This is a genomic window from Flavobacterium sp., assembly GCF_027484705.1.
Taxonomy (GTDB): domain Bacteria; phylum Bacteroidota; class Bacteroidia; order Flavobacteriales; family Flavobacteriaceae; genus Flavobacterium.
Map to the genome: position 1 here is coordinate 59,124 of NZ_JAIXSL010000003.1, position 22,187 is coordinate 81,310.

The window sequence follows — 22,187 nt, forward strand, 5'->3', positions numbered from 1 at the left end:
TTGATTTCATGGCTGCAAATATAAGAAGAATGCTATGCCGTAGTTCGCTTCAAAGCATAAAAAAAGGGACTTCAAAAAATGAAATCCCTTTTGCTTTATATCGGACTAGTATTAGTCTACATTGGCGATCACCGTCTGTTTTTTGACGAAAGCTTCGATGTTGTCATACACTACTGGAATGACTTCTTTTCCGGTTTTATCGATGAATCCGAGTTTGTCTTTACTGTCTTTAACCAATGACCAGTTTTTTCTAATGTTATCAAATTTCTCTACTTGAGTATATTTGATGGGAACAATCACATTACCGTCTTTGTCAACAAATCCTTTCAAACCGTTGGCTTCAACGAGCATCCAGTCTTTTACGTAGTCACCGAAAGCGCCGACTTTGTCATAAACCGGAGGAACAATTTCTTTTCCTGCATTGTCGATAAATCCGTATTTATTGTCTTTTCTAATCAAAGCCCAACCTTCGTGGAAAGCATTGAAGGCGTTGATCTCCTGATATTTTGGCTCAATAATAATTTTACCGGTTTTGTCAATGAATCCGTATAAATTATCAAGACCGACTTTTGACCAGTTGGGATGGATCATATCAAACTCATCCACTGAGGTATATTTCGTAGGGATAATTTCTACGCCATTTTCATTAACAACACCAAATTTGTTGTCAGAGTTGACGATGAATAATTGTTGCGCAAATGAAAAAGAACATAATGCGAGGGCAGCACAAGTGTAGATTGCTTTCATAAAAAATTGATTTAGGGATTAATTCTGTTTGTTTTTAACACACTGCAATAGTATGACGAAACGACGATTAAAAACAAAAAAAATCGATGAAAAGCATAATATTTAAAAAAAATGGTATAAAAAACTTACAATAAATAAATTTTTAAAAAGCAAATTATTGCCGATAGTAAGTAGCATTAATCATTGCCAAAGTAATGTTGACTAGTGTAAAATGTAAAAACAAAAGAGAAGATTAATACTTGTATACGAAAGCATTCACGTTCATTCCGGCGCCCACTGAAGCAAAAATCACCACATCGCCTTTTTGAATCTGTTGCCCTTCAATCTTGTCGTTAACGAGCAAATCAAATAATGTTGGAATTGTGGCTACACTACTGTTGCCTAATAAAGTAATGCTCATAGGCATAATCCTATCGGGCATATTGCGATTGTATAGTTTGTAGAACCGGTTTACAATGGCCTCATCCATCTTTTCGTTGGCCTGATGAATTAGGATTTTTTTGATGTCGTCAATCGCAACACCGCTTTTGTCCAAACAGCTTTTCATTGCCAATGGAACTTGGCTTAAAGCAAATTCATATATTTTGCGGCCATGCATTTTGATGTAGCGCACATCGGGATTGAGGTCTTTATTGAAGGAATTTCCAAAGAACAAATAATTGGATTCTTCATAAGCGAAAGTCGCGCTTTCATGTGATAACAAACCTTCATCATCCGCGCAGCCTTCTACAATCGTAGCGCCGGCACCGTCAGAGTAAATCATGCTGTCACGATCGTGAGCGTCAACTACCCGTGATAAAGTTTCAGCGCCAATCACGAGGCAACGTTTGGCCATTCCTGATTTGATAAAGGCATTGGCTTGCAACATACCTTCAATCCAGCCTGGGCAACCAAACAGTACGTCATAAGCGACACATTTTGGGTTTTGGATCCGCAATTTGAATTTTACCCGCGAAGCAAGGCTAGGGACAGTATCCGATTGAATGGCATTGGGTTTTACATCGCCGAAGTTGTGGGCGAAAATGATATAGTCAATGGTTTCAGGATCGATATTGGCATTTGCAATAGCCTTTTGAGCGGCGAAAAAAGCCATGTCAGAGGAAGTCAGATGAGGTTCGGCATAGCGGCGTTCCTCGATTCCGGTAATACTTTTGAATTTGCTGATGACCACTTCATTGGAATAACCGAACGGAGTGCCGTCATCATTAAGAAATACATGGTTGCCAAAATCAGTATTTTTTACCCTTATTTCCGGGACATAACTGCCGGAACCTGTAATCTTGATGTTCATATCATTACTATTTCATTACGAAATTATCAATAAAAAGTGACGGATTCCTCAAAAGGACTGAGTAATTCAAATTAATTGTGAAATAGTCGTAGAATGACGGATATAATTATTGATGTCGTAATTATTTGCTTTTTTCCTGAGCGATTTTGATTTGCATAATCGTAGCGATACTGAGCGCATTGGTCTTTATTTTTTCTGAATTTGTTCCTGTAAAATTCTCGTCAACGGCTGTATCGAAATGCGCTAACCAGATTTGAAACAGTTCCGGAGACAAATATTCCTTCTGATTCACATCAAGATGAATTTGCGTCAGGTTTTTGGTATAACCACCGGTTCCCAAAATAGCCTGCGACCAAAACGTCACCAAGATGGGCAAGTGTTCCTCCAGTTTGATTTTGACCACTTCCGTGAATATATAACTGATCGCTGGATCGCTCAGTAATCGTTCGTAAAAATTTTCCACCAACAAATATAAGTCGTCCTGATTCTGAATGTCATTCATAATTGCATTGTAATAAAAAACCCTTTCAGAATCAATATCTAAAAGGGTTAATTCATAATTCGTAATTCTTATTTCTCCATGTAAGCTTCTATTGGAGCGCAACTGCAGATCAGGTTTCTGTCGCCATACGCATCATCAGCACGACGCACGCTTGGCCAGAATTTGTTTTCTAAGATATAATCCAATGGGAAAGCTGCTTGTTCGCGCGTGTATGGGAAATTCCAGGTTTCGGCAGTCAGCATCGCTAAAGTGTGCGGCGAATTTTTCAAAACATTGTTTGGTTGGTCAGCATTTGCAGCTTCAATTTCTTTTCTGATCGAAATCATCGCTTCGCAAAAACGGTCGAGTTCTTCTAAGTTTTCACTTTCTGTTGGTTCAATCATTAAGGTTCCTGCTACCGGGAATGAAACCGTCGGCGCATGGAAACCATAATCCATCAGACGTTTTGCGATGTCGGTTACTTCAATACCTTTTTGTTTGAACGGACGGCATTCGAGAATCATTTCGTGTGCCGCGCGTCCCATTTCACCGCTGTATAAAGTATCGTAATGGCCGTTGAGTCTTTCTTTGATGTAATTGGCGTTCAGGATTGCATATTTGGTAGCATCAGTAACGCCTTCAGCGCCCAACATCGAGATATAACCATAAGAAATCAAGCAAACCAAAGCCGAACCCCAAGGTGCCGCAGAAATTGCTGTAATCGGAGTGCTTCCACCAGTTGGAATAACCGGATTCGTCGGTAAAAACGGTACCAATTGAGGAGCGACACATATCGGTCCAACACCTGGGCCACCACCACCGTGAGGAATCGCGAAGGTTTTATGCAAATTCAAATGGCAAACATCCGCGCCAATCGTAGCTGGGTTTGTCAATCCGACCTGAGCGTTCATATTCGCGCCGTCCATATAAACCTGACCGCCATTGTCATGAATGATTTTCGTCACCTCAATGATTGAAGCTTCGTAAACACCATGCGTCGATGGGTAAGTCACCATCAAACATGATAAATTGTCTTTGTGTAAAATCGCTTTTTCTCTTAAATCCTCCACATCGATGTTTCCGTTTTCCAACGTTTTGGTCACGACTACTTGCATTCCAGCCATCGCAGCCGAAGCCGGATTGGTTCCGTGCGCCGAAGAAGGAATCAAAGCAATATTTCTGTGATGGTCGCCACGCGATTGGTGGTAAGCACGAATCACCATTAATCCTGCATATTCGCCTTGCGCTCCGGAATTAGGCTGTAAAGTCGTTCCTGCAAAACCCGTGATGATGTTGAGTTGGTGCTCTAATTTTTTGAGCATTTCCTGATAACCCTGCACCTGATCAAGCGGCGCAAACGGGTGGATATTGTTCCATTGCGGATTGCTCAAAGGCAGCATTTCAGCGGCGGCATTGAGTTTCATCGTACACGAACCCAAAGAAATCATCGAATGGTTCAACGACAAATCTTTACGCTCCAAAATTTTGATGTAACGCATGAGCGCACTTTCCGAATGGTAGTAATTGAATACTTCGTGCTGTAAAAAAGCTGAAGTTCTTTCTAAATTTTGTGGAAAATGAATCGCATCGAGTAAAGTGTCAAACTTTGAAAAAGGTTTTCCGTGCGCCAAAGCAAAAACCGAAACGATATCATTCAAATCATTGATACTTGTCGTTTCATTTAAAGAAATCGAAACCGTCTGGTCATCGATATAATTGAAATTGATTTCATGCTGTTCGGCAATTGGGCGCACTTTCTTCGCATCGGTTTTCACTACAATCGTATCGAAATAAGCCGTATTGGTTTGATACAAGCCTAATTTTTCCAGTTCGTTGGCCAAAGTAGCTGTCGAAGCGTGTACTTTTTTAGCGATATATTTCAAGCCTTTTGGCCCATGATAGACGGCGTACATTCCAGCCATAACAGCTAGTAAAACCTGAGCGGTACAAATGTTTGAAGTCGCTTTATCCCTTTTGATGTGCTGCTCTCTGGTCTGCAAAGCCATACGCAAAGCGCGGTTGCCATTCGTATCAACAGTAACACCGATGATTCTTCCGGGCATGCTTCTTTTGTATTCATCTTTCGTCGCAAAATAAGCGGCGTGCGGTCCGCCGTAACCCAAAGGAATTCCGAAACGTTGGGTAGTTCCAACCACCACATCAGCGCCCATTTCTCCGGGAGGCGTCAATTGTACCAAGCTTAAAATATCGGCGGCAACGGCTACTTTAATTTCGTTCAATTTGGCTTTTGCGATGAATCCTGAGTAATCATAAATTTGACCGTGTTTCCCCGGATATTGTAAAATCGCTCCGAAGAAATCGTTGGAAAAATCGAAAGTTTCGTGGTTTCCGATCACCAATTCAACGCCAATCGGTGTCGAACGGGTTTGCAGAACCGATATCGTTTGAGGCAACAGTTCTTCAGAAACGAAGAATTTGTTGATATTGTTTTTCTTTTGGTCACGCGAACGTACATCAAACAGCAAAGCCATGGCTTCAGCGGCTGAGGTGCCTTCATCGAGCAATGAAGCATTCGCGATTTCCATTCCTGTAAGTTCGATGACGGTGGTTTGGAAATTCAGAATCGCCTCTAATCTGCCCTGCGCAATCTCGGCCTGATAAGGCGTATAAGCGGTGTACCAACCCGGATTTTCAAAGATGTTTCTTTGGATTACGGCCGGAACAATGGCCTGATGATAGCCCAAGCCTATGTACGAACGGAACATTTTGTTTTTGTTCCCCAACTGATGGATATGGTTCGCAAATTCGTATTCGGTCATCGCAGGATCCAGATCCAGTGGTGCTTTCAGACGGATGTCATTGGGTAAGGTTTCGTAAATGAGCTGGTCAATCGAGTCAACTCCGATAGTTTTCAACATCTTTGGAACATCATGTTCTCTGGGTCCGATGTGTCGTAGAGCAAACGAATCTGTTTTCATAGCTTATAGATAGGTGTGTGTATTTTTTGAAGCACAAATTTATGGATTAATCTCAAAAAACGACGGTCTTTAACCTTTCATTTTTAGTAATTTTTGAACCAAAAAGCATTCTTATTAACAGTTTGACTAATTTTGTGTGATGAGCCTTTTCAAGCGCCTTTTAGATTTTTATTTAGACAGTAGCATTCATACCGCTTTGTCATGTTATGCCTTGGTGCGCATGACGCAGCATATATTCCAGATTCATGGAAATCAGTATGTCGCAGGTTTCGCTTTTTTCGGAACCATTGTAGGTTATAATTTTGTGAAGTACGATGCGCTCGCCAGAACCCAAAAAATCAAAATGGGCAAACAACTCATGGCCATTGTAGGTTTGAGTATTATGGCATTCATAGGCGCTGCGATTACTTTTTACCAACTCGACCACCTGACACAAATCATTGCTATCGCATTTCTGGCGCTGACATTATTGTATACGCTTCCGTTTTTCCCCAACAAAAGCAACGCGCGCAATTGGCGTGGCATCAAGATTTATATCGTAGCGTTTTGCTGGGTAGGCGTCACTTTGATTTTGCCGGTTTTAGATGCTGGCATCGCACTTACTTCAGATTTTTACTGGAAATGCCTCCAAAGATTTTTGTTATTGTTTGTGCTGATCGCCATTTTCGAAATCATCGACCTCAAAAACGACGATCCGAATTTACAGACCGTGCCACAAAAAATAGGCGTGAAGCGCACCAAAACCGTCGGCATTTTTTTATTGCTGGTGTTTTATGTTCTCGAATTTATGCAAACCAAGACCAACAATTTACAACTTACAGTCAATTTGATTTTAGTCGTCATGATGGCATTTTTCCTAATGTTTGCCCACGAAAACCGTTCGAAATATTACACGTCTTTTTGGGCAGAAAGTATTCCTATGATCTGGTATTTGATGCTCGTTTTGATCACTACATTTTAAATCTGGGCGTTCCCTTCGGTCAGGCTGTCCGCACTCGCTTTTTTGCGCTGAACGCCAGCACAAAAAGAGCTCAGACAAATGCTTCCATCCTTAACGCGGCCTGTCGTAATTCAAACCCAATAATTTAAACCAATCCCGCGCGTTTCAACAAAGCTTCGGGTTTCGGTTCCTGCCCGCGAAATCGCTTATACAAAACCATCGGTGCTTCCGTGCCGCCTTTTGATAGGACGTTGTCCTTAAACTTCGTCGCGACTTCCTTATTGAAAATTCCTTTTTCTTTGAAATATTCAAACGCATCAGCATCCAAAACTTCAGCCCATTTATAACTATAATACCCCGAAGAATAACCACCTTGGAAAATATGCGAGAACGAAGTACTCATCGCGTTTTCCAACACTTCAGGATATAGTTGCGTTTCGGCGAATTGTTCGCTTTCAAATTTCTTGACGTCATTAATGTGTGTTGTGTCCTGTCCGTGCCAGCCCATATCGAGCAAACCGAAACTGAGTTGTCGCATCGTCGCCATGCCTTCCTGAAAACTTGCACTTTCTTTGATTTTCTCCACAAGTTCCATCGGAATCATTTCGCCGGTTTGGTAATGCGTTGCAAACAAGGCCAGCGCTTCGGCTTCGTAACACCAGTTTTCCATGATCTGGCTTGGCAATTCAACGAAATCCCAATACACGGAAGTTCCCGACAAACTTGGGTAAGTCGTGTTCGCCAACATACCATGCAACCCGTGACCGAATTCGTGGAATAAAGTTGTGACTTCATTAAAAGTCAACAGCGATGGTTTGGTTTCGGTCGGTTTGGTGAAATTGCAAACATTCGAAATATGTGGACGTTCGTTGATGCCATCTTTAATATATTGCGATTTGAACGAAGTCATCCAGGCGCCGTTGCGTTTTCCTTTTCTCGGGAAGAAGTCGGCGTAGAAAATTGACACCAGATTCCCGTTTTCATCCTTGACTTCATAAGTCGTCACTTCTTCGTGGTATTTGTCGATGTCGAAAATTTCGGTGAACGTCAATCCGTAGAGTTTTTGGGCTACCGTGAAAGCACCAGCCAAAACCTTTTCCAACTGGAAATACGGTTTGAGTTTTTCATCATCGAGATTGAACAACTGTTGTTTGAGTTTTTCAGAATAGTAGGCGCCATCCCATTTTTCAAGCTGTTCAATACCGTCGAGTTCTTTGGCGAATTGCGTGAGTTGTTTGAATTCGCGTTCAGCCGCAGGTTTGGCTTTAGTGAGCAAATCACTCAAAAAGGATTTCACTTTCTCCGGATTTTCGGCCATACGTTCTTCCAAAACAAAATGAGCATGCGTTTCATAACCTAATAATTTGGCTCTTTCGTAGCGCAGTTTGGCAATTTTTAAAACGATTTCCTGATTGTCATATTCGTTTTTTTGAAATGCTTTCGCCCCAAAAGCCAAAGCCATTTTTTTACGCAATTCGCGATTGTCAGCATAAGTCACAAAAGGAATGTAACTCGGATAATCGAGTGTGAAAATCCAGCCTTCTTTTTCTTGTTGTTTGGCTAAAGAACGGGCAGCTTCGATAGCGCCTTCTGGCAAACCCTTCAAATCGGCTTCGTCAGTCAGGTGCATTTGGAACGCGTTGGTTTCTGCCAAAACGTTTTCTCCGAATTGCAAACTCAGCATCGATAATTCCTTGTCGATTTCGCGCAGTTTTTCTTTTTGATCTTCAGGTAAGTTCGCTCCGTTTCTCGAAAAGCTTTTGTAATTTTTATCGAGTAGCGTAGTTTGTTCCGGCGTTAAGTGGAGCGTACTTTTTTGCTCGTAAACCGCTTTCACTTTGGCAAACAAAGCCGCGTTGAGTCGGATGTCGTTGCTGAATTCTGATAATAAAGGCGAAACTTCCTGAGCAATCTGTTGCAGCTCGTCATTGGTTTCAGCCGAATGTAAGTTGAAGAAAATATTCGATATCCTATCAAGCATATCGCCACTAAAAGCTAAAGCTTCAATCGTGTTTTGGAATGTTGGCGCTTCAGGATTGTTGACGATCGCATCGATTTCGGTTCTGGCGGAAGCAATACCTTCTTTGAAAGCGGGCATGTAATCTTCGTTTTTGATTTGTGAAAAAGGCGCAGTGTCGTATTTGGTTTGGAATTTTTGGGTGAGTATGTTCATTTTCTCGCAAAGGCGCAAAGGCGCAAAGTTTTGATGTTAAAAGAAACGTTATTGGTTTTTTGGATGCCCTAGCCCCGATAGCAGTGGAAATCCTTTTGTGACGGTGTTCGGCACAAAAGATTGGGAGCGGATAGCGGGATTCAGCTCCTAAACCTATTGATTTTTAAGCTTGTCCGACGCAGTATTGACGCTGTCTTTCAGACTTTCTTTGTATTGGATGATTTTATTCTGAATGTTTTTGTCGTGGCTTCCGATGATTTGCGCTGCAAGGATTCCCGCATTTTTACCGCCGTTCAGTGCTACAGTTGCAACCGGAACACCGCCGGGCATTTGCAGAATCGATAAGACGCTGTCCCAACCGTCAATCGAATTGCTTGATTTTACGGGCACGCCGATGACAGGCAATGGCGACATAGAAGCGACCATTCCGGGTAAATGTGCCGCACCGCCAGCTCCCGCGATGATTACCGCGATGCCTTTGTTGTGCGCGTTTTTGCTGAAATCGAAAAGTTTTTCTGGCGTTCGGTGGGCTGAAACAATATCGACTTCGGTCTCGATGCCGAAACTTTTGAGGATGTCGATGGCTTCCTGCATGATCGGCAGGTCGGAAATGCTTCCCATGACGATGGCTACTTTCATATTAATTGATAATTAACAATTGATAATTGATAATTGGGGCGTTCCCCTGCGGGTCGGGCTTTCGCACTCGCTTTTTTCCGCTAAACGCTAGCGCAAAAAGAGCTCAGACAATCGCTCAATCCCTAACGCAAACGACCCGGATTGTATTTTTCACTTGCTCGGCGATTTTTCGCGCTTCCTGCATATTTTCATTGACGATCGTCACATGGCCCATTTTGCGGAACGGACGCGTTTGCCTTTTTCCGTAAATGTGTGGTGTGACGCCTTCGATATTCAAAATTTCATTGATGTTTTCGTAAACTACATTGCCCGAAAATCCTGCTTCTCCGACGAGGTTGACCATAATGCCTGCAACTTTGCTTTCGGTATTGCCTAAAGGTAAATTGAGAATCGCGCGCAAATGGTTTTCGAATTGCGAAGTATAACTCGCTTCAATCGAATAATGCCCGGAATTGTGCGGACGCGGTGCCACTTCATTGACAATGATTTCGCCGTCGTTGGTTTGGAACATTTCGACAGCTAATAAACCTACAGGTTCGAAAACTTCGGCGACTTTTAAAGCAATTTCGGTAGCTTTTTGTGCGACTTTCGCTTCGATTCTTGCGGGGCAAATTACATATTCCACTTGGTTGGCTTCGGGATGGAATTCCATTTCGACGACCGGATAGGTTTTAGTTTCGCCTGAAAGATTTCTAACGACAATCACGGCGAGTTCGTTCTTGAAAGGAATCAATTGTTCCGCTATGCATTCTCCATCGGGAAGTTCGTTTAAATCGGATGCTTCACGAATGATTTTCACACCATAACCATCATAACCGAATTCAGTGCATTTCCAAACGAATGGGAAAGTGGTTTTTCGGTCTTCGATACTTATTTTTAAATCGTCCAAGTGTAGAAATAACCCAAAGTCCGCCGTTGGAATGTTGTTGGTTTTATATAGGTTTTTTTGAACGCCTTTGTTTTGGATTTTACGCAAGGTTTTCGGAGTCGGATAAACCTGAACGCCTTCAAATTCTAATTTTTCAAGCGCATCAATGTTGACGAGTTCGATTTCAAAAGTGAGTATATCGACTTGTTTTCCGAATTGATAAACGGTTTCAAAATCCATCAGATTGCCCTCAACGAATTTGTTGCAGGCGATTTTACAAGGCGCGTCAGCACTCGGGTCGAGCACATAAGTCTGAATGTCCAATTTTCTGGTTTCAGCGAGCATCATTTTGCCGAGTTGTCCGCCACCGAGAATGCCCAGTTTAAAATCGGAAGAGAAATAGTTCATGGGTTGTAGTTGTAGTTGTGTGGCACAAAGATAGGCATGAATTGATAATGAGCATACGCGCAAAAGCTTTTTTTTATGAGGCAAGCCGTTGCTGAGAAATGCGATCTTTTAGGAAATATATCAAATTTGCAAAAAAGTCAAAATGCGTAGGCGTTAATCCTTTGAGAGTTCTTAAATTTGTGGCTTATTTAAAATCGATACGATGATACAACTGCATGATAAACATTTTGTTCCTTTTATTTCTGCCGAAGAAATTGAATTCGCCATCACCAACATGGCCAAACAAATGGACGACGATTTCTTTGATGACATTCCTGTTTTTGTGGGTGTTTTGAATGGTTCGTTTATGGTGCTGTCCGATCTGATGAAACACTACCGCGGCATGTGCGAAGTAAGCTTCGTCAAGATGGCTTCGTATGAAGGCACACAATCTACGAATGAAGTCAGACAACTCATCGGCATCAACGAAAACCTCGAAGGAAAAACCGTCGTGATAGTAGAAGACATCGTCGATACGGGCAACACGATTGAAGAACTCAAAGCGATCTTCAAAGAACAAAAAGTAAAACACCTCAAAATAGCCACGTTGTTCCTCAAGCCTGACGTTTACAAAAAAGACATCAAGCTCGATTACGTCGGCATTCGTATTCCTAACAAATTCATCGTCGGCTTCGGCTTAGATTACGATGGTTTAGGTAGAAACTTAAAAGACATATACCAACTAGCGGAATAATTCAAAATTTATAATTCAAAATTCAAAATAATTATAATGATCAACATCGTTCTTTTCGGAAAACCAGGTGCGGGAAAAGGCACACAAGCTGAATTTTTAAAAGAAAAATACAATCTGACGCATTTGTCCACGGGCGATATCTTCAGATACAACATCAAAAACGAAACGGAATTGGGCATGCTCGCCAAAACCTACATGGACAAAGGCGATTTGGTTCCCGATTCAGTAACGATACAAATGCTGCAAAGCGAAGTTGATAAAAACCCGCAATCCGCCGGATTCCTGTTCGACGGTTTCCCAAGAACAATCGCGCAAGCAGAAGCTTTAGACGTGTTTTTGGAATCGAAAAGCCAAAGCATCACCGCGACGATCGCGCTCGAAGCCAACGACGAGATTTTAGTGCAACGTCTATTAGAACGCGGAAAAACCTCTGGTAGACCCGACGATCAGGACGAAGCCAAAATCCGCAACCGTTACGACGAATACAACCAAAAAACTGCGCCGCTGATGCAGTATTATCAGGCGCAAGGCAAATTCCACGCGGTGGACGGCATCGGTTCGATTGCAGAAATCACGCAGCGTTTGAGTGCTGTGATCGATCATTTATAGTATTTTTAGGAGCTATTCCGGCTATTCGCTACACCCGAGCGAAGCGAACAGACCGAACACAAAAATAAATGATACCTTTGTGAGGTAATCTTTGCCGCCGAACAACGGCGCCAAAGGATAACCGCTACTATCCGGGCTAGTCACGGGAATCGGAACATCCGACGCACCATTAACTAAATCAACAATCTTGGAAATATTAATCATTCTTTTTCTGATCCTGCTCAACGGTGTGTTTTCGATGTCCGAAATCGCATTGATTTCCGCGCGCAAAAGCCGTCTTGAAACTGCAGCAAAGAAAGGCCAACACAACGCTAAAACCGCGCTGGATTTGGTCAATGCACCGAACAAATTACTCTCGACCGTTCAGATTGGAATTACGTTAATCAGCATCCTAACCGGTATTTATTCTGGCGATAAAATCACGACCAATGTACAGTTTTTTATAGAAGGCTTTGCCATCTTAAAACCTTACGGACATACCATCGCAGTTGGAATTGTAGTGGTTGTCCTGACTTTCTTTTCGTTAGTACTTGGCGAATTGCTCCCGAAACGCATCGGACTCAATTATCCCGAAGCTATTGCGAAATCGGTGGCCGTTCCGATGAAGATTATCTCGCAAGTTACAGCTCCGTTTATCTGGTTGCTCACAATTTCAACCGATGGTTTGCTCAATCTTCTGAACATCAAACCTACCGCCGACGGAAAAGTCACCGAAGACGAAATCAAAGCGATTATTAAAGAAGGAACCGAAGTAGGCGAGGTGCAGGAAATTGAGCAGGATATCGTAGAACGCGTGTTCCATATCGGCGACAGAAAAGTCAATTCGCTGATGACGCACCGCGGTTCGGTAATTTACCTTTCGCTCGAAGACAGCGTTGAACAACTTAAAGAAAAAGTACTCGAAGAACTGCATTCGGTCTATCCGGTTTGCGGAGAAAATCTTGATGAAGTGATTGGTGTGGTGTTGCTTAAAGATCTGTTCGTCGGTTTTGAAACCGGCCAATTCGATTTGAAGAAAATCACGAAAGATCCGGTGTACCTTATTGAACAAACTTCGGCCTACAAAGCGCTCGAAAATTTCAAAAAGTCTAAAGTGCATTATGCTTTTGTGATGGATGAGTTTGGTGTTTTTCAAGGCATCATTACACTCAATGATATTCTCGAAGCACTCGTAGGCGACGCTTCCGATTTTGACGATGACGAATACCGATTGATTGCCAATGACGACAATACTTGGACGATTGACGGGCAATATTCACTGCACGATTTCCTGACGTATTTCGACCTTGACGAACTCACGAGCGATTACGAAGTGACGACCGTCAGCGGATTCATCATCACCGAATTGGGCAACATCCCAAAACCCGGAGAAACACTGATCTGGCAGAAATTCGAACTTGAAGTCCTTGCGATGGATGGCGTGAAAATAGGTAAAGTTGGTATGAAAGCCATCAAAGAAAAATAGCATTACTATTGACCAAATAGCATAAAAAACAGAGAAAGAATGACAGAGGGAAATTTCGTAGACTACGTAAAAATATATGTTTCATCGGGTAAAGGTGGCAAAGGATCGACGCATTTGCACCGTGAGAAATTCATCGAGAAAGGCGGCCCTGATGGCGGTGACGGTGGTCGTGGCGGTCACGTTTATTTGGTCGGTAACAAAGGTTTGTGGACGTTGTTCCATCTGAAATTTGCGCGCCACATCAAAGCAGGTTATGGCGGTGATGGCGGTAGCGATAGAAGCACTGGTGCCGACGGAGAAGATAAATTCATCGAAGTGCCGCTCGGAACCGTAGTTCGTGATAAAGAAACCAACGAAATTTTATTTGAGATTACCGAAGACGGCGAAAAACGCATCCTCGCGCAAGGCGGAAAAGGCGGTCTGGGCAACTGGCATTTCAGAAGCTCAACGAACCAGACGCCGCGATACGCACAACCGGGTTTGCCAGGTTTGGAAATGGATGTCGTGCTCGAACTAAAAGTGTTGGCCGATGTCGGTTTAGTAGGTTTCCCGAATGCCGGAAAATCGACTTTGCTTTCGGTGCTGACTTCTGCAAAACCAAAGATTGCCGATTATCCGTTTACGACTTTGAAACCGAATTTGGGAATTGTCGCTTACCGTGATTTTCAATCGTTTGTGATTGCTGATATTCCCGGAATTATTGAAGGCGCTGCTGAAGGCAAAGGTTTGGGTCATTATTTCTTGAGACACATTGAACGCAATTCTACGTTATTGTTTTTGGTTCCGGTCGATACGCCGGACATCAAAGCTGAATATGATATTCTTGTGAATGAACTCACGAAATACAACCCTGAAATGCTCGACAAAGAACGCATGCTCGTGATTTCAAAATGCGATATGCTTGATGACGAACTTAAGGCGGAACTCAAAATCCAACTCGATAAAGACTTTAAAAACATTCCTTATATGTTTATTTCATCGGTCGCACAGCAAGGGTTGACGGAGTTGAAGGATAAGTTGTGGCGTATGTTGAATGAATAATTATTCAATATAAATTATAAAAAAGCCTCGTCGTTTGATGAGGCTTTTTCATTTTATAATTTAATGAACTTCGTATTGGATATTCCTTTGTCAGAATTTATTATGAGGAAATAATTCCCCGATTTTAAACCAGAAACATCAATTGTTGAGGTGTTTCGGGCATTTGGCACAGTGATAACCTGTTGTCCTAAAATGTTGAAAACCGATAGCGATGAGATTGCAATATTATCTTTCTTTTCAATACTCAATTGGTCATTGGCAGGATTCGGATACACCGTAAAATACTGATCGAACGCGAAATCTCTGACCGCTAAAGCCTGAATGGTTGTCGTAGCGGTATTGGTATTGACCGCGCTGTTGTAATCAAAAAAGATGGCAGCCGAATTGCTGAAACTATCTCCGCCGACGAGCGTTGCTTTTGTCTTTATTTTAAACGCAACATAACCATCGTTCGTGGCGTCAGCAAAAGGTAAGTTGATGTCTTCAAAATAAAACTCCACTTTATTTCCTTCGGTAATTCTGGTCACAAACAAATGGCTTCCGTTTATAGGTGTCAAAGTATTGATGTCGAATTTCGCTGTGTCAATCAAATCTTTTACGGAAATATTTTGTGCGTTATAGGTTCCTTTATTTTCAAATCGAATCATATAATGCACATAGTCTCCTATTTCATTGATACCTATTGTTGCTCCTTCTAAACAAGTTTTGTCATTCGGATCAAATGAATTTTCAACGATTTGATGAAAAGTAAAAGTATTGTCATTCGGGGTTTCATCCGTTATAGAGGATGTTATTGTTGTGGTGTAATTGAGAATCGATCCAATATTTAGAGGTGGTGTTTCTGTTGGTGTGTTCAAATTGAAAGTGAGCAAGATTTCTCTTTTTTCTAATGGTAATAGATTGGTATAATTCCAAGTTAGGTTATTTATAGTTTGTGAACTAGCATTTGGACTTGCAGTCACCAAATCGACTGCGGCATCATTAAAGTTCAAGGTCACGGATCCTGAATGTAACTGATTGCCTTTATTTTTATAGATGATTTTATACTTGGCATCAAAACCAGGTCTTGCAGTATTCAATGGCACAATGGTGACTTCCAAATCAGGATGAATGCCATTTGAGGTTAGGCAAAAATCCTGAACAAACGGGCTTGCATCTGATGGAAAAGTTACTGTAAAGCTCGTTGGACTGATCGTGAAAATATTAGAAACCTCAGGCGTTACGGTGTAAGTTCCCGGGGCAACCGTATACGAATAATCCCCTGTAGTGTCCGTAATCAGTGCGTTGGTGGTTGATCCGCTCGTGATGTTTAATTTGATATGTGGGAAATTGATGTCGGCTATATCACAACCGTTGTTATTAGAATCAAATTTAACTTTGCCTTTGACTAAAAAACCGTCACCACCGACCAACCTGATAAGGCCATTGCAAAACGTTCCGTTATATCTAGAGAAATCGCCACCCACCAGGATTTTTCCGTTGGATTCGATTAGAATAGAATTTACTGCATTATCAAAACCAATTCCGGGATCAAAGGAACTATCAAGAGATCCGTTACTGTTCAATCGGGCAATTCCATAACATTCGTTAATTCCGATAATTCGCAATGAACCGCCCACTACGATTTTTCCATCGGTTTGTAAAGCGATGGCATAGACACCTCCAAGATTTGCTGGCGCGTTGAAAGAAGAATCGAAAGTTCCATCAACAGCATTTAGTCTAAACAAACCTAACAACCCATCTGCAATCACTATTTTACCATCAGATTGAATCGCGATAGCATATAAACCACTACCATTTATCATTGGCATATTAAAAGTGGCATCAATAGTCCCGTCACTATTTAGTCGAACAATATCTCTTTTTGAAACGCCATTGTATGAAGTAAATTGGCCTGCGGCAAGAATTTTCCCATCAGGTCGCACGTCTATTTTATTGATGGAACCATAGCCATTAGTTCCCAGAGCAAGCGTAAAAGAAGCATCAGAAGTACCATCTGTGTTGAATCGTTCTACACGATAACTAAGGCTACCATCATTATTCAGATAACCAAAAGCCATCAATATTTTTCCGTCGGCTTGCAAGTTACTCGCGGTTGGGTTACTGGTAAGCGCTCTGTTGAATGTTGGATCAACGGAATAATCAGTATTCAAACGTATCACTCTGTAGTTATATCCATCAAGATCAGTTACGCTAAGCAATAATTTTCCATCCGTTTGTATTAGGTTACAATAAGAATCTGCGTTATATCCGGGATTTTTTAGATTAGGGTGGTAAATCAAATTCCCATCCTGATCCATCAATTTGGCTCTATGATAAAAGATGTTACTATAGGTACTGGTGCCTAAGGTCATTATTGCACCATTTGTTTTTTCAAAGACTTTGTTTACCCTCGTAATGGTGCTTGGTTGTTGGTTGTCGAGAACATATCCGTTCGGGTCTAGCCGAATAAAAGCAAACACACCATTGTTAGCAAACACACCAGCTGCATAATACCCTAAAATATTTCCATCGGGCTGAAGCAAAGGTTTGATTATACTTACCGCATCGGTTTGGTAGTTATAAGTGTTGTCAAAAGTGCCGTTTGCATGCATCCTAACACGACCGTTCACAGTATTACCATTATAACTTATGAAGTTACCGTAAACGACAATATCACCATTTGCTTGTAAAACTGGTTTCTCAAGTCTAACCCAAAAATCACTTACATCGAATCCGGAACCTAAATTAAAACTGTTGTCAATAGTCCCGTTACTTTCTAATCTCAATAGTTCGTCATCTATGCCGTAGGTAGTGGTTGTAGCAATCAATATTTTACCGTCTGGCTGAATCGTGACATTTGCGATAGGGATATTAAAAGGCGCAGCGTTGAACGAAGCATCAATGGTTCCGTTAGTATTTAATAGTACAATCCTTTCTGCAATTCCACCTACTCCGTTGAATTTTCCACCAGCGAGTATTTTGCCATTAGACAATAAGTTTATAGTTTTTAAGTAAATGTTAGTGCTGGAATTACCTGCAGCTGGAGCGAAATAAAAAGAATTGTCTATACTTCCGTTTGCATTTAATCGGATTAATAAAGTCTGATTACCAAAAATGAAATTGCCGCCAATTAGGATCTTGTTATCAGGCTGTACTTCAATACAGCTCACACCGCCAGCAGCTGGTATACTGGAGTTGACAAAAGTTGGGTCAATGCTTCCGTCGCCATTCAGTCTGACAATTTTCTGAATACCGGTAGTTCCATTGTAAGCTGTAAAATTACCTCCGACTAAAATTTTTCCATCAGTTTGGATTGCCACAGCATATACAATTCCATTGAATCCAGTGTTACTCGAAAAGGTTTCGTCGATAGATAAGTCGTTATTGAGTCGTAGTATTTGTACACTATTATTCTCTTGATTTCGGTATTTTATATATTTGGTAAAACTACCGATGACTATAATTTTGCCATCAGTTTGAATTATTGACTGGGTTGGTTGGTTGTTTAATAATGGAAGTTTGTCCTTAAAATCAAAAGTCAGATCTATTCCAGCCGGGTTTTGTGCCTGCAACAACGAAAGAAAAAATATGGTAAATACGATGAAAAGTTTTCTCATGGGATAAAATTTGAAATCAAATATAACACTAATTATTAATTGATTAGCTAGTATGCATTTCAAGTTGAGGTACTTTTTTATTTTCCTAAACTTCCAAATCTTTTTCTGACTCCCTTTTGTCTAGATTACGTATGTTATTTAATAGTCAAGCCATAGAATAAGTAAATTAGATTTCTTTGAGGCATTACGTGTTGAACACTTGTTAATTTTTATTTTTCATTGATTTAAGGAGATATTTTTTTTAAATTTGAAAAAAAACACCATGAAAAAAAGATATCTAATCTGCTTACTTACAGTGTTTTCTACTGTTTGTTTTGCTCAAATAAAGTTAGTTGGAATAAGATCTAATGATCCGGATCCTACGGTAAGTATTGTAAAGTGGGATGCTTTTGTGCCTGCAGTTGAGGAAGCATTTGCAAGCACGGCTTCAACCTATTTGGTGGGTTCTTCGCTTATGGATGCCAATACAAGCAATTATTATTTTAGATCAGAGTTTCAATTGAATGCCTTCAATACTCAAAATGATGAATATTATATTGTTCAGGACGAGACTAATTTTAATGGAGCGACACAAATTGATATGTCGGACGGAAGTATTTATGCAGTATTTCCAGAAGGTCAGATTCCAGATGCTCCAGATCCGGATTCTCCCTATTTTTCATTTGTAAAGTTGAATACTTTAGATAATTCAATCGTCAGAGTCGGCACAATTACAGAAAGTATAACTGCGCTACCATTTTCAGAAGGTACTTGTTACAATTCTGACACCTCTGATTATTACTTTTTGGGATATGATCAAAGTTTTCAATTGCACATGTACAAGTCAAGTTTAACCAATATGAATTTTAGTTATTCTAAAATAGCATTACCAGTTGAACCGATTGCCTATTATTTATCCGGATTGTATTTTGACATCCAAAGTAATAAAATCGTCGCTGTCAAATCAGTATTTGATGATGCTGATCAGACCAATCGTGAAATTGTCCAGATTGACCCTGTTACAGGAGCTTTTACAACTTTATATACCTTTAATAATTTAGTCAATTTGCAAAATGGATCAACAACATTTGATCAAAATACGAGAAGCTATATCGCCATTATTTTTGATCAAAATTTCAACAGAAAATTGTTTGTATACAATACACTGACAAATTCAGCCACTGAAACTACAATTCCCGAAAATGTTGGTGAAATTCAAGCGGATAATAGTAGTTTTGCGCAGTTGCGGTATTCAAATTTAGGGAATGCGTCTTTTGATAAAAATTTGGTCAAAGTATATCCAATGCCAATTAAAAACAATCTAACTGTTGAAACCCTTTCGGATGGTTTCAATACCCTTTCAATATATGGGATTGATGGTAAAGTTTATGGTAAAGAATCCTATAATACTTCTAAAATGAATCTTAATGTTTCTAATTTGCCTTCCGGATTTTATATGCTGCAACTAGAAAACAAATCCGGGATTTTATTCAGGAAATTGATAAAAGAATAATAGTTGCTTTCCAAAATTTTTATCGAATAGGAGAAAAATTATAGCACCTCAAACGAGGTGCTTTTTTATGGTGTAAAGTTTCTATTTTGTTGCGTTTGCGATAGGGATAGGAATGGCATCCTTTTGCGGCGGCGTTCGACGCAAAAGATATAATGTATAGCCCGGTCATTCGCCCTGAAATAATTGATAATTAGATTAGGCATAGTAGAGGTCTTTATTTATTTGTTGGGCATTGTCAATTATCTATTATGCATTATCCATTAATTTTACTACAACGTTTTAGTTTTCATGAACTTCGTTAGAATTTTTGCTAAAAAACCTTATATTCGCACGCACAATTTGAGCTTTGGGAAACTGGCTGTAACAAATAGCAAAACAGGCAGACTACTAGCTCACTTTATTAACTAATTCAATTTATTACCCATGAAAAAAATTATTTTATCCCTAATCGTCGGGATCATGCTTTTGCCAATGAGCGTAAAGGCCGACGAGGGCATGTGGTTTTTGATGTTCATTGAGCGTCTGAACCACCGCGACATGCAGAAAATGGGGTTGCAGCTGACTTCGGAAGAAATCTACAGCATCAACCACCACAGTCTGAAAGATGCGATCGTACAATTCAACGGCGGATGTACTGCCGAATTGATCTCTAAAGATGGCCTTGTGCTGACGAACCACCACTGCGGTTATGATGCCGTGGCAGAATTATCAACGGCCGACAAAAATTATCTTAAAGATGGTTATTGGGCGGAGAACCGCAAAGCGGAGAAAAAACCGTCAAGTTTGTACGTGCGTTTCTTCGTGCGTATGGACGATGTTTCAAAACGTATTTTATCAAAATTGAATGATAAAATGACCGAAGCAGAAAGAGAAAAAGCAGTGAACCAAGAAATTGCTTTGATCGAAAAAGAAAACAACGAAGGAGGTAAATACACCGTTTCTGTTCGTTCGTTTTTTCAAGGAAATGAATACTATTATTTCGTTTACCAAGATTATAAAGACGTTCGTTTGGTAGGGGTTCCGCCAGAAAGTTTAGGAAAATTCGGTGGCGATACGGACAACTGGGAATGGCCTCGTCATACGGCAGATTTCTCTATGTTCAGAGTATATGCTGACAAAGACGGAAATCCTGCGGACTATTCTGAAAACAATGTGCCATTGGCTCCAAAACACTATTTGCCAGTGAATTTAGGCGGTGTGAAAGAAGGCGATTTCGCGATGATTTTGGGTTATCCGGGAAGAACCAACCGTTGGATGCCAGCCGGAGGAATCGAGCAAAACGTGAAGTTTTCTTATCCTGCTTGGGTGGAAGGCGCCAAAACCGGTATGGACAACATGAAAAAATACATGGACCAAAGCGCCGCGTTGCGTTTGGTGTATGCTTCGAAATATGCGTCCACAGCGAACTACTGGAAAAACCGTCAGGGTATGATCGATGCGCTTACGAAGTTCGGTACTGCAAAATCGAAAGCGGCACAAGAAGCCAAATTCGACAAATGGGCGAACAAGCCTGAGAACAAAGCCAAATACGGTCATGCGATTTCCGACATCAACAAGTTTTACAGCCTGACCAACGAAAAAGCGCGTCACGACAACTACTTGCAACAATTGTTCAGAACGACTGCTTTTGGAACGATTGGAAGAACCATCGGAAAACAATTGGATACTTACGCAAAAGCCGATGCTGCGAAACGTAAAGAAATGGCTCCGGGAATCGTAGAAGGCGCTGAAGAAATGTTCAAAGAATTGTACATACCTGCTGAAAAAGATTTATTGGCGGCACAGTTGAAATTGTACGCAACAAAATCTACAGGTTATGCGATTGCTCCGATGGTGGAAAAAATCGGTAAGGAAAACAATTACGATTATACAAAATATGCGAGTGCTGCGATCGATATGAGTATCCTAACTTCTGTCGATAAAATCAAAGCGTTTTTGGATTATCCGATGCAATCGGTTTTGGACAATGACCCGATCTACACTTTGTCTAACGACATGATCACGCACATCAATTCTAAATCCGATGCGATTGCCAAAGCTCAAAACGATTATGGTGCAGGATTCCGTTTGTTGGTGCAAGGATTGCGCGATTCTAAAATCGGAACCATCCAATATCCTGATGCGAACTCGACTTTGCGTCTGACTTACGGAAAAGTTCGCGCGTTGCCAGCGGATAAACGCAACGACGCCAAAATCAACAACTATACGACCATGGACGGTATGGTGAAGAAATACAAAAAAGGCGATGAGGAATTCGATATGCCAACGAAAGTCATCGACATGAACAAGAAAAGAGATTACGGAAGATTTGCTGACAAAGACGGATCGATGCACGTGAATTTCTTGACCGATAATGACATTACAGGTGGAAACTCTGGTTCGCCAGTATTGAATGGAAAAGGAGAACTAATCGGTTTGGCTTTCGATGGCAATATTGAAGCGATGGCCGGCGATGTGATCTTCGACAAGAATTTGCAAAGAACCATCAACGTTGATATTCGCTATGTTTTATGGGTGATTGAAAATTATTCAGGTGCGAAAAACATTGTAGATGAAATGACCTTGGTGAAATAAAGTCCTACAGATTTCAAATAGAAAATCCGTCTCGTGGTTCATGAGACGGATTTTTTTTGTCTAAGATTTTCTGATCGTTTTAAAAGCAATTCACTTGGTAATTTTAATGAAAATCAAGTAATAGGGAAGAGGTTGTTCTGATAACATAAGTTGAAACCCTTTCTGCTTTCTGCATAAAAAAAACCACA

The 22,187-nt window shown here is 40.9% G+C and carries 16 protein-coding genes; 7 read left to right on the plus strand and 9 right to left on the minus strand.

The genetic code is table 11. From position 1 onward, the window contains the following. Nucleotides 1–111 precede the first annotated feature (111 nt). The 4 genes from Q0058_RS00625 to gcvP all read right to left on the minus strand — a co-directional run bounded on the left by Q0058_RS00625 (nt 112) and on the right by gcvP (nt 5,458). Entirely contained in the window at nt 112–747 is a 636-nt protein-coding gene (locus Q0058_RS00625; RefSeq protein WP_298220636.1) for a WG repeat-containing protein, read from the minus strand. A 232-nt stretch (nt 748–979) separates the two neighbouring features. After that, nucleotides 980–2,038: a 3-oxoacyl-ACP synthase III family protein gene (locus tag Q0058_RS00630; protein ID WP_298220638.1), complete on the minus strand. Its 1,059-nt coding sequence runs from the start codon at nt 2,036–2,038 to the stop codon at nt 980–982. A 121-nt stretch (nt 2,039–2,159) separates the two neighbouring features. After that, entirely contained in the window at nt 2,160–2,540 is a 381-nt protein-coding gene (locus tag Q0058_RS00635; RefSeq protein WP_298220639.1) for a group III truncated hemoglobin, read from the minus strand. 68 nt (nt 2,541–2,608) lie between these two features. Then, nucleotides 2,609–5,458 (minus strand): aminomethyl-transferring glycine dehydrogenase, encoded by a 2,850-nt coding sequence (gene gcvP, locus Q0058_RS00640; RefSeq protein WP_298220641.1) that lies wholly within the window; start codon nt 5,456–5,458, stop codon nt 2,609–2,611. 139 nt (nt 5,459–5,597) lie between these two features. Here gcvP and Q0058_RS00645 point away from each other — a divergent pair, with 139 nt between their 5' ends. After that, nucleotides 5,598–6,419 carry a hypothetical protein gene (locus Q0058_RS00645; protein ID WP_298220643.1) on the plus strand — a complete coding sequence of 274 codons (822 nt, stop codon included), beginning with the start codon at nt 5,598–5,600 and terminating at the stop codon, nt 6,417–6,419. A 124-nt stretch (nt 6,420–6,543) separates the two neighbouring features. Here Q0058_RS00645 and Q0058_RS00650 read toward each other — a convergent pair whose 3' ends face one another. The 3 genes from Q0058_RS00650 to Q0058_RS00660 form a co-directional block, all read right to left on the minus strand. Continuing rightward, nucleotides 6,544–8,571 (minus strand): M3 family metallopeptidase, encoded by a 2,028-nt coding sequence (locus tag Q0058_RS00650; RefSeq protein WP_298220645.1) that lies wholly within the window; start codon nt 8,569–8,571, stop codon nt 6,544–6,546. Between the two features lie 153 nt (nt 8,572–8,724). Continuing rightward, nucleotides 8,725–9,210, minus strand: coding sequence for a 5-(carboxyamino)imidazole ribonucleotide mutase (purE, locus tag Q0058_RS00655; RefSeq protein ID WP_298220647.1), 486 nt, complete (start codon nt 9,208–9,210; stop codon nt 8,725–8,727). A 115-nt stretch (nt 9,211–9,325) separates the two neighbouring features. Continuing rightward, nucleotides 9,326–10,486, minus strand: a complete 1,161-nt coding sequence (locus tag Q0058_RS00660; RefSeq protein WP_298220649.1) for a 5-(carboxyamino)imidazole ribonucleotide synthase — start codon at nt 10,484–10,486, stop codon at nt 9,326–9,328. 202 nt (nt 10,487–10,688) lie between these two features. On the opposite strand from Q0058_RS00660, the gene hpt reads away from it, so the two are divergent. Next, entirely contained in the window at nt 10,689–11,219 is a 531-nt protein-coding gene (gene hpt, locus Q0058_RS00665; RefSeq protein WP_298220651.1) for a hypoxanthine phosphoribosyltransferase, read from the plus strand. Nucleotides 11,220–11,255: 36 nt separating this feature from the next. Then, complete coding sequence (locus Q0058_RS00670) at nt 11,256–11,828, plus strand: adenylate kinase (protein ID WP_298220653.1); 573 nt, start codon at nt 11,256–11,258, stop codon at nt 11,826–11,828. A 21-nt stretch (nt 11,829–11,849) separates the two neighbouring features. Here the strand turns inward: Q0058_RS00670 and Q0058_RS00675 are convergent, their stop codons facing one another. Then, nucleotides 11,850–12,032 carry a hypothetical protein gene (locus tag Q0058_RS00675; protein ID WP_298220655.1) on the minus strand — a complete coding sequence of 61 codons (183 nt, stop codon included), beginning with the start codon at nt 12,030–12,032 and terminating at the stop codon, nt 11,850–11,852. A gap of 34 nt (nt 12,033–12,066) precedes the next feature. On the opposite strand from Q0058_RS00675, the gene Q0058_RS00680 reads away from it, so the two are divergent. Beyond that, nucleotides 12,067–13,293, plus strand: coding sequence for a hemolysin family protein (locus tag Q0058_RS00680; RefSeq protein ID WP_298220733.1), 1,227 nt, complete (start codon nt 12,067–12,069; stop codon nt 13,291–13,293). A 39-nt stretch (nt 13,294–13,332) separates the two neighbouring features. After that, nucleotides 13,333–14,334, plus strand: a complete 1,002-nt coding sequence (gene obgE, locus Q0058_RS00685; RefSeq protein WP_298220657.1) for a GTPase ObgE — start codon at nt 13,333–13,335, stop codon at nt 14,332–14,334. Nucleotides 14,335–14,387: 53 nt separating this feature from the next. Here the strand turns inward: obgE and Q0058_RS00690 are convergent, their stop codons facing one another. Further along, on the minus strand, nt 14,388–17,933 hold the full coding sequence (locus tag Q0058_RS00690) for a T9SS type A sorting domain-containing protein (protein ID WP_298220659.1): 3,546 nt from the start codon (nt 17,931–17,933) through the stop codon (nt 14,388–14,390). Nucleotides 17,934–18,195: 262 nt separating this feature from the next. Here Q0058_RS00690 and Q0058_RS00695 point away from each other — a divergent pair, with 262 nt between their 5' ends. Together Q0058_RS00695 and Q0058_RS00700 are read left to right on the plus strand one after the other, a co-directional pair. Then, nucleotides 18,196–19,425, plus strand: coding sequence for a T9SS type A sorting domain-containing protein (locus Q0058_RS00695; RefSeq protein WP_298220660.1), 1,230 nt, complete (start codon nt 18,196–18,198; stop codon nt 19,423–19,425). Nucleotides 19,426–19,848: 423 nt separating this feature from the next. Beyond that, nucleotides 19,849–21,999: a S46 family peptidase gene (locus Q0058_RS00700; protein WP_298220662.1), complete on the plus strand. Its 2,151-nt coding sequence runs from the start codon at nt 19,849–19,851 to the stop codon at nt 21,997–21,999. Nucleotides 22,000–22,187: the final 188 nt, after the last annotated feature.

Excerpts from the sequence above, each read along its gene's own strand:
- Q0058_RS00625 (WP_298220636.1), bottom strand. The coding sequence starts at position 747 with ATGAAAGCAATCTACACTTGTGCTGCCCTCGCATTATGTTCTTTTTCA.
- Q0058_RS00630 (WP_298220638.1), bottom strand. The coding sequence starts at position 2,038 with ATGAACATCAAGATTACAGGTTCCGGCAGTTATGTCCCGGAAATAAGG.
- Q0058_RS00635 (WP_298220639.1), bottom strand. The coding sequence starts at position 2,540 with ATGAATGACATTCAGAATCAGGACGACTTATATTTGTTGGTGGAAAAT.
- gcvP (WP_298220641.1), bottom strand. The coding sequence starts at position 5,458 with ATGAAAACAGATTCGTTTGCTCTACGACACATCGGACCCAGAGAACAT.
- Q0058_RS00645 (WP_298220643.1), top strand. The coding sequence starts at position 5,598 with ATGAGCCTTTTCAAGCGCCTTTTAGATTTTTATTTAGACAGTAGCATT.
- Q0058_RS00650 (WP_298220645.1), bottom strand. The coding sequence starts at position 8,571 with ATGAACATACTCACCCAAAAATTCCAAACCAAATACGACACTGCGCCT.
- purE (WP_298220647.1), bottom strand. The coding sequence starts at position 9,210 with ATGAAAGTAGCCATCGTCATGGGAAGCATTTCCGACCTGCCGATCATG.
- Q0058_RS00660 (WP_298220649.1), bottom strand. The coding sequence starts at position 10,486 with ATGAACTATTTCTCTTCCGATTTTAAACTGGGCATTCTCGGTGGCGGA.
- hpt (WP_298220651.1), top strand. The coding sequence starts at position 10,689 with ATGATACAACTGCATGATAAACATTTTGTTCCTTTTATTTCTGCCGAA.
- Q0058_RS00670 (WP_298220653.1), top strand. The coding sequence starts at position 11,256 with ATGATCAACATCGTTCTTTTCGGAAAACCAGGTGCGGGAAAAGGCACA.
- Q0058_RS00675 (WP_298220655.1), bottom strand. The coding sequence starts at position 12,032 with ATGATTAATATTTCCAAGATTGTTGATTTAGTTAATGGTGCGTCGGAT.
- Q0058_RS00680 (WP_298220733.1), top strand. The coding sequence starts at position 12,067 with ATGTCCGAAATCGCATTGATTTCCGCGCGCAAAAGCCGTCTTGAAACT.
- obgE (WP_298220657.1), top strand. The coding sequence starts at position 13,333 with ATGACAGAGGGAAATTTCGTAGACTACGTAAAAATATATGTTTCATCG.
- Q0058_RS00690 (WP_298220659.1), bottom strand. The coding sequence starts at position 17,933 with ATGAGAAAACTTTTCATCGTATTTACCATATTTTTTCTTTCGTTGTTG.
- Q0058_RS00695 (WP_298220660.1), top strand. The coding sequence starts at position 18,196 with ATGAAAAAAAGATATCTAATCTGCTTACTTACAGTGTTTTCTACTGTT.
- Q0058_RS00700 (WP_298220662.1), top strand. The coding sequence starts at position 19,849 with ATGAAAAAAATTATTTTATCCCTAATCGTCGGGATCATGCTTTTGCCA.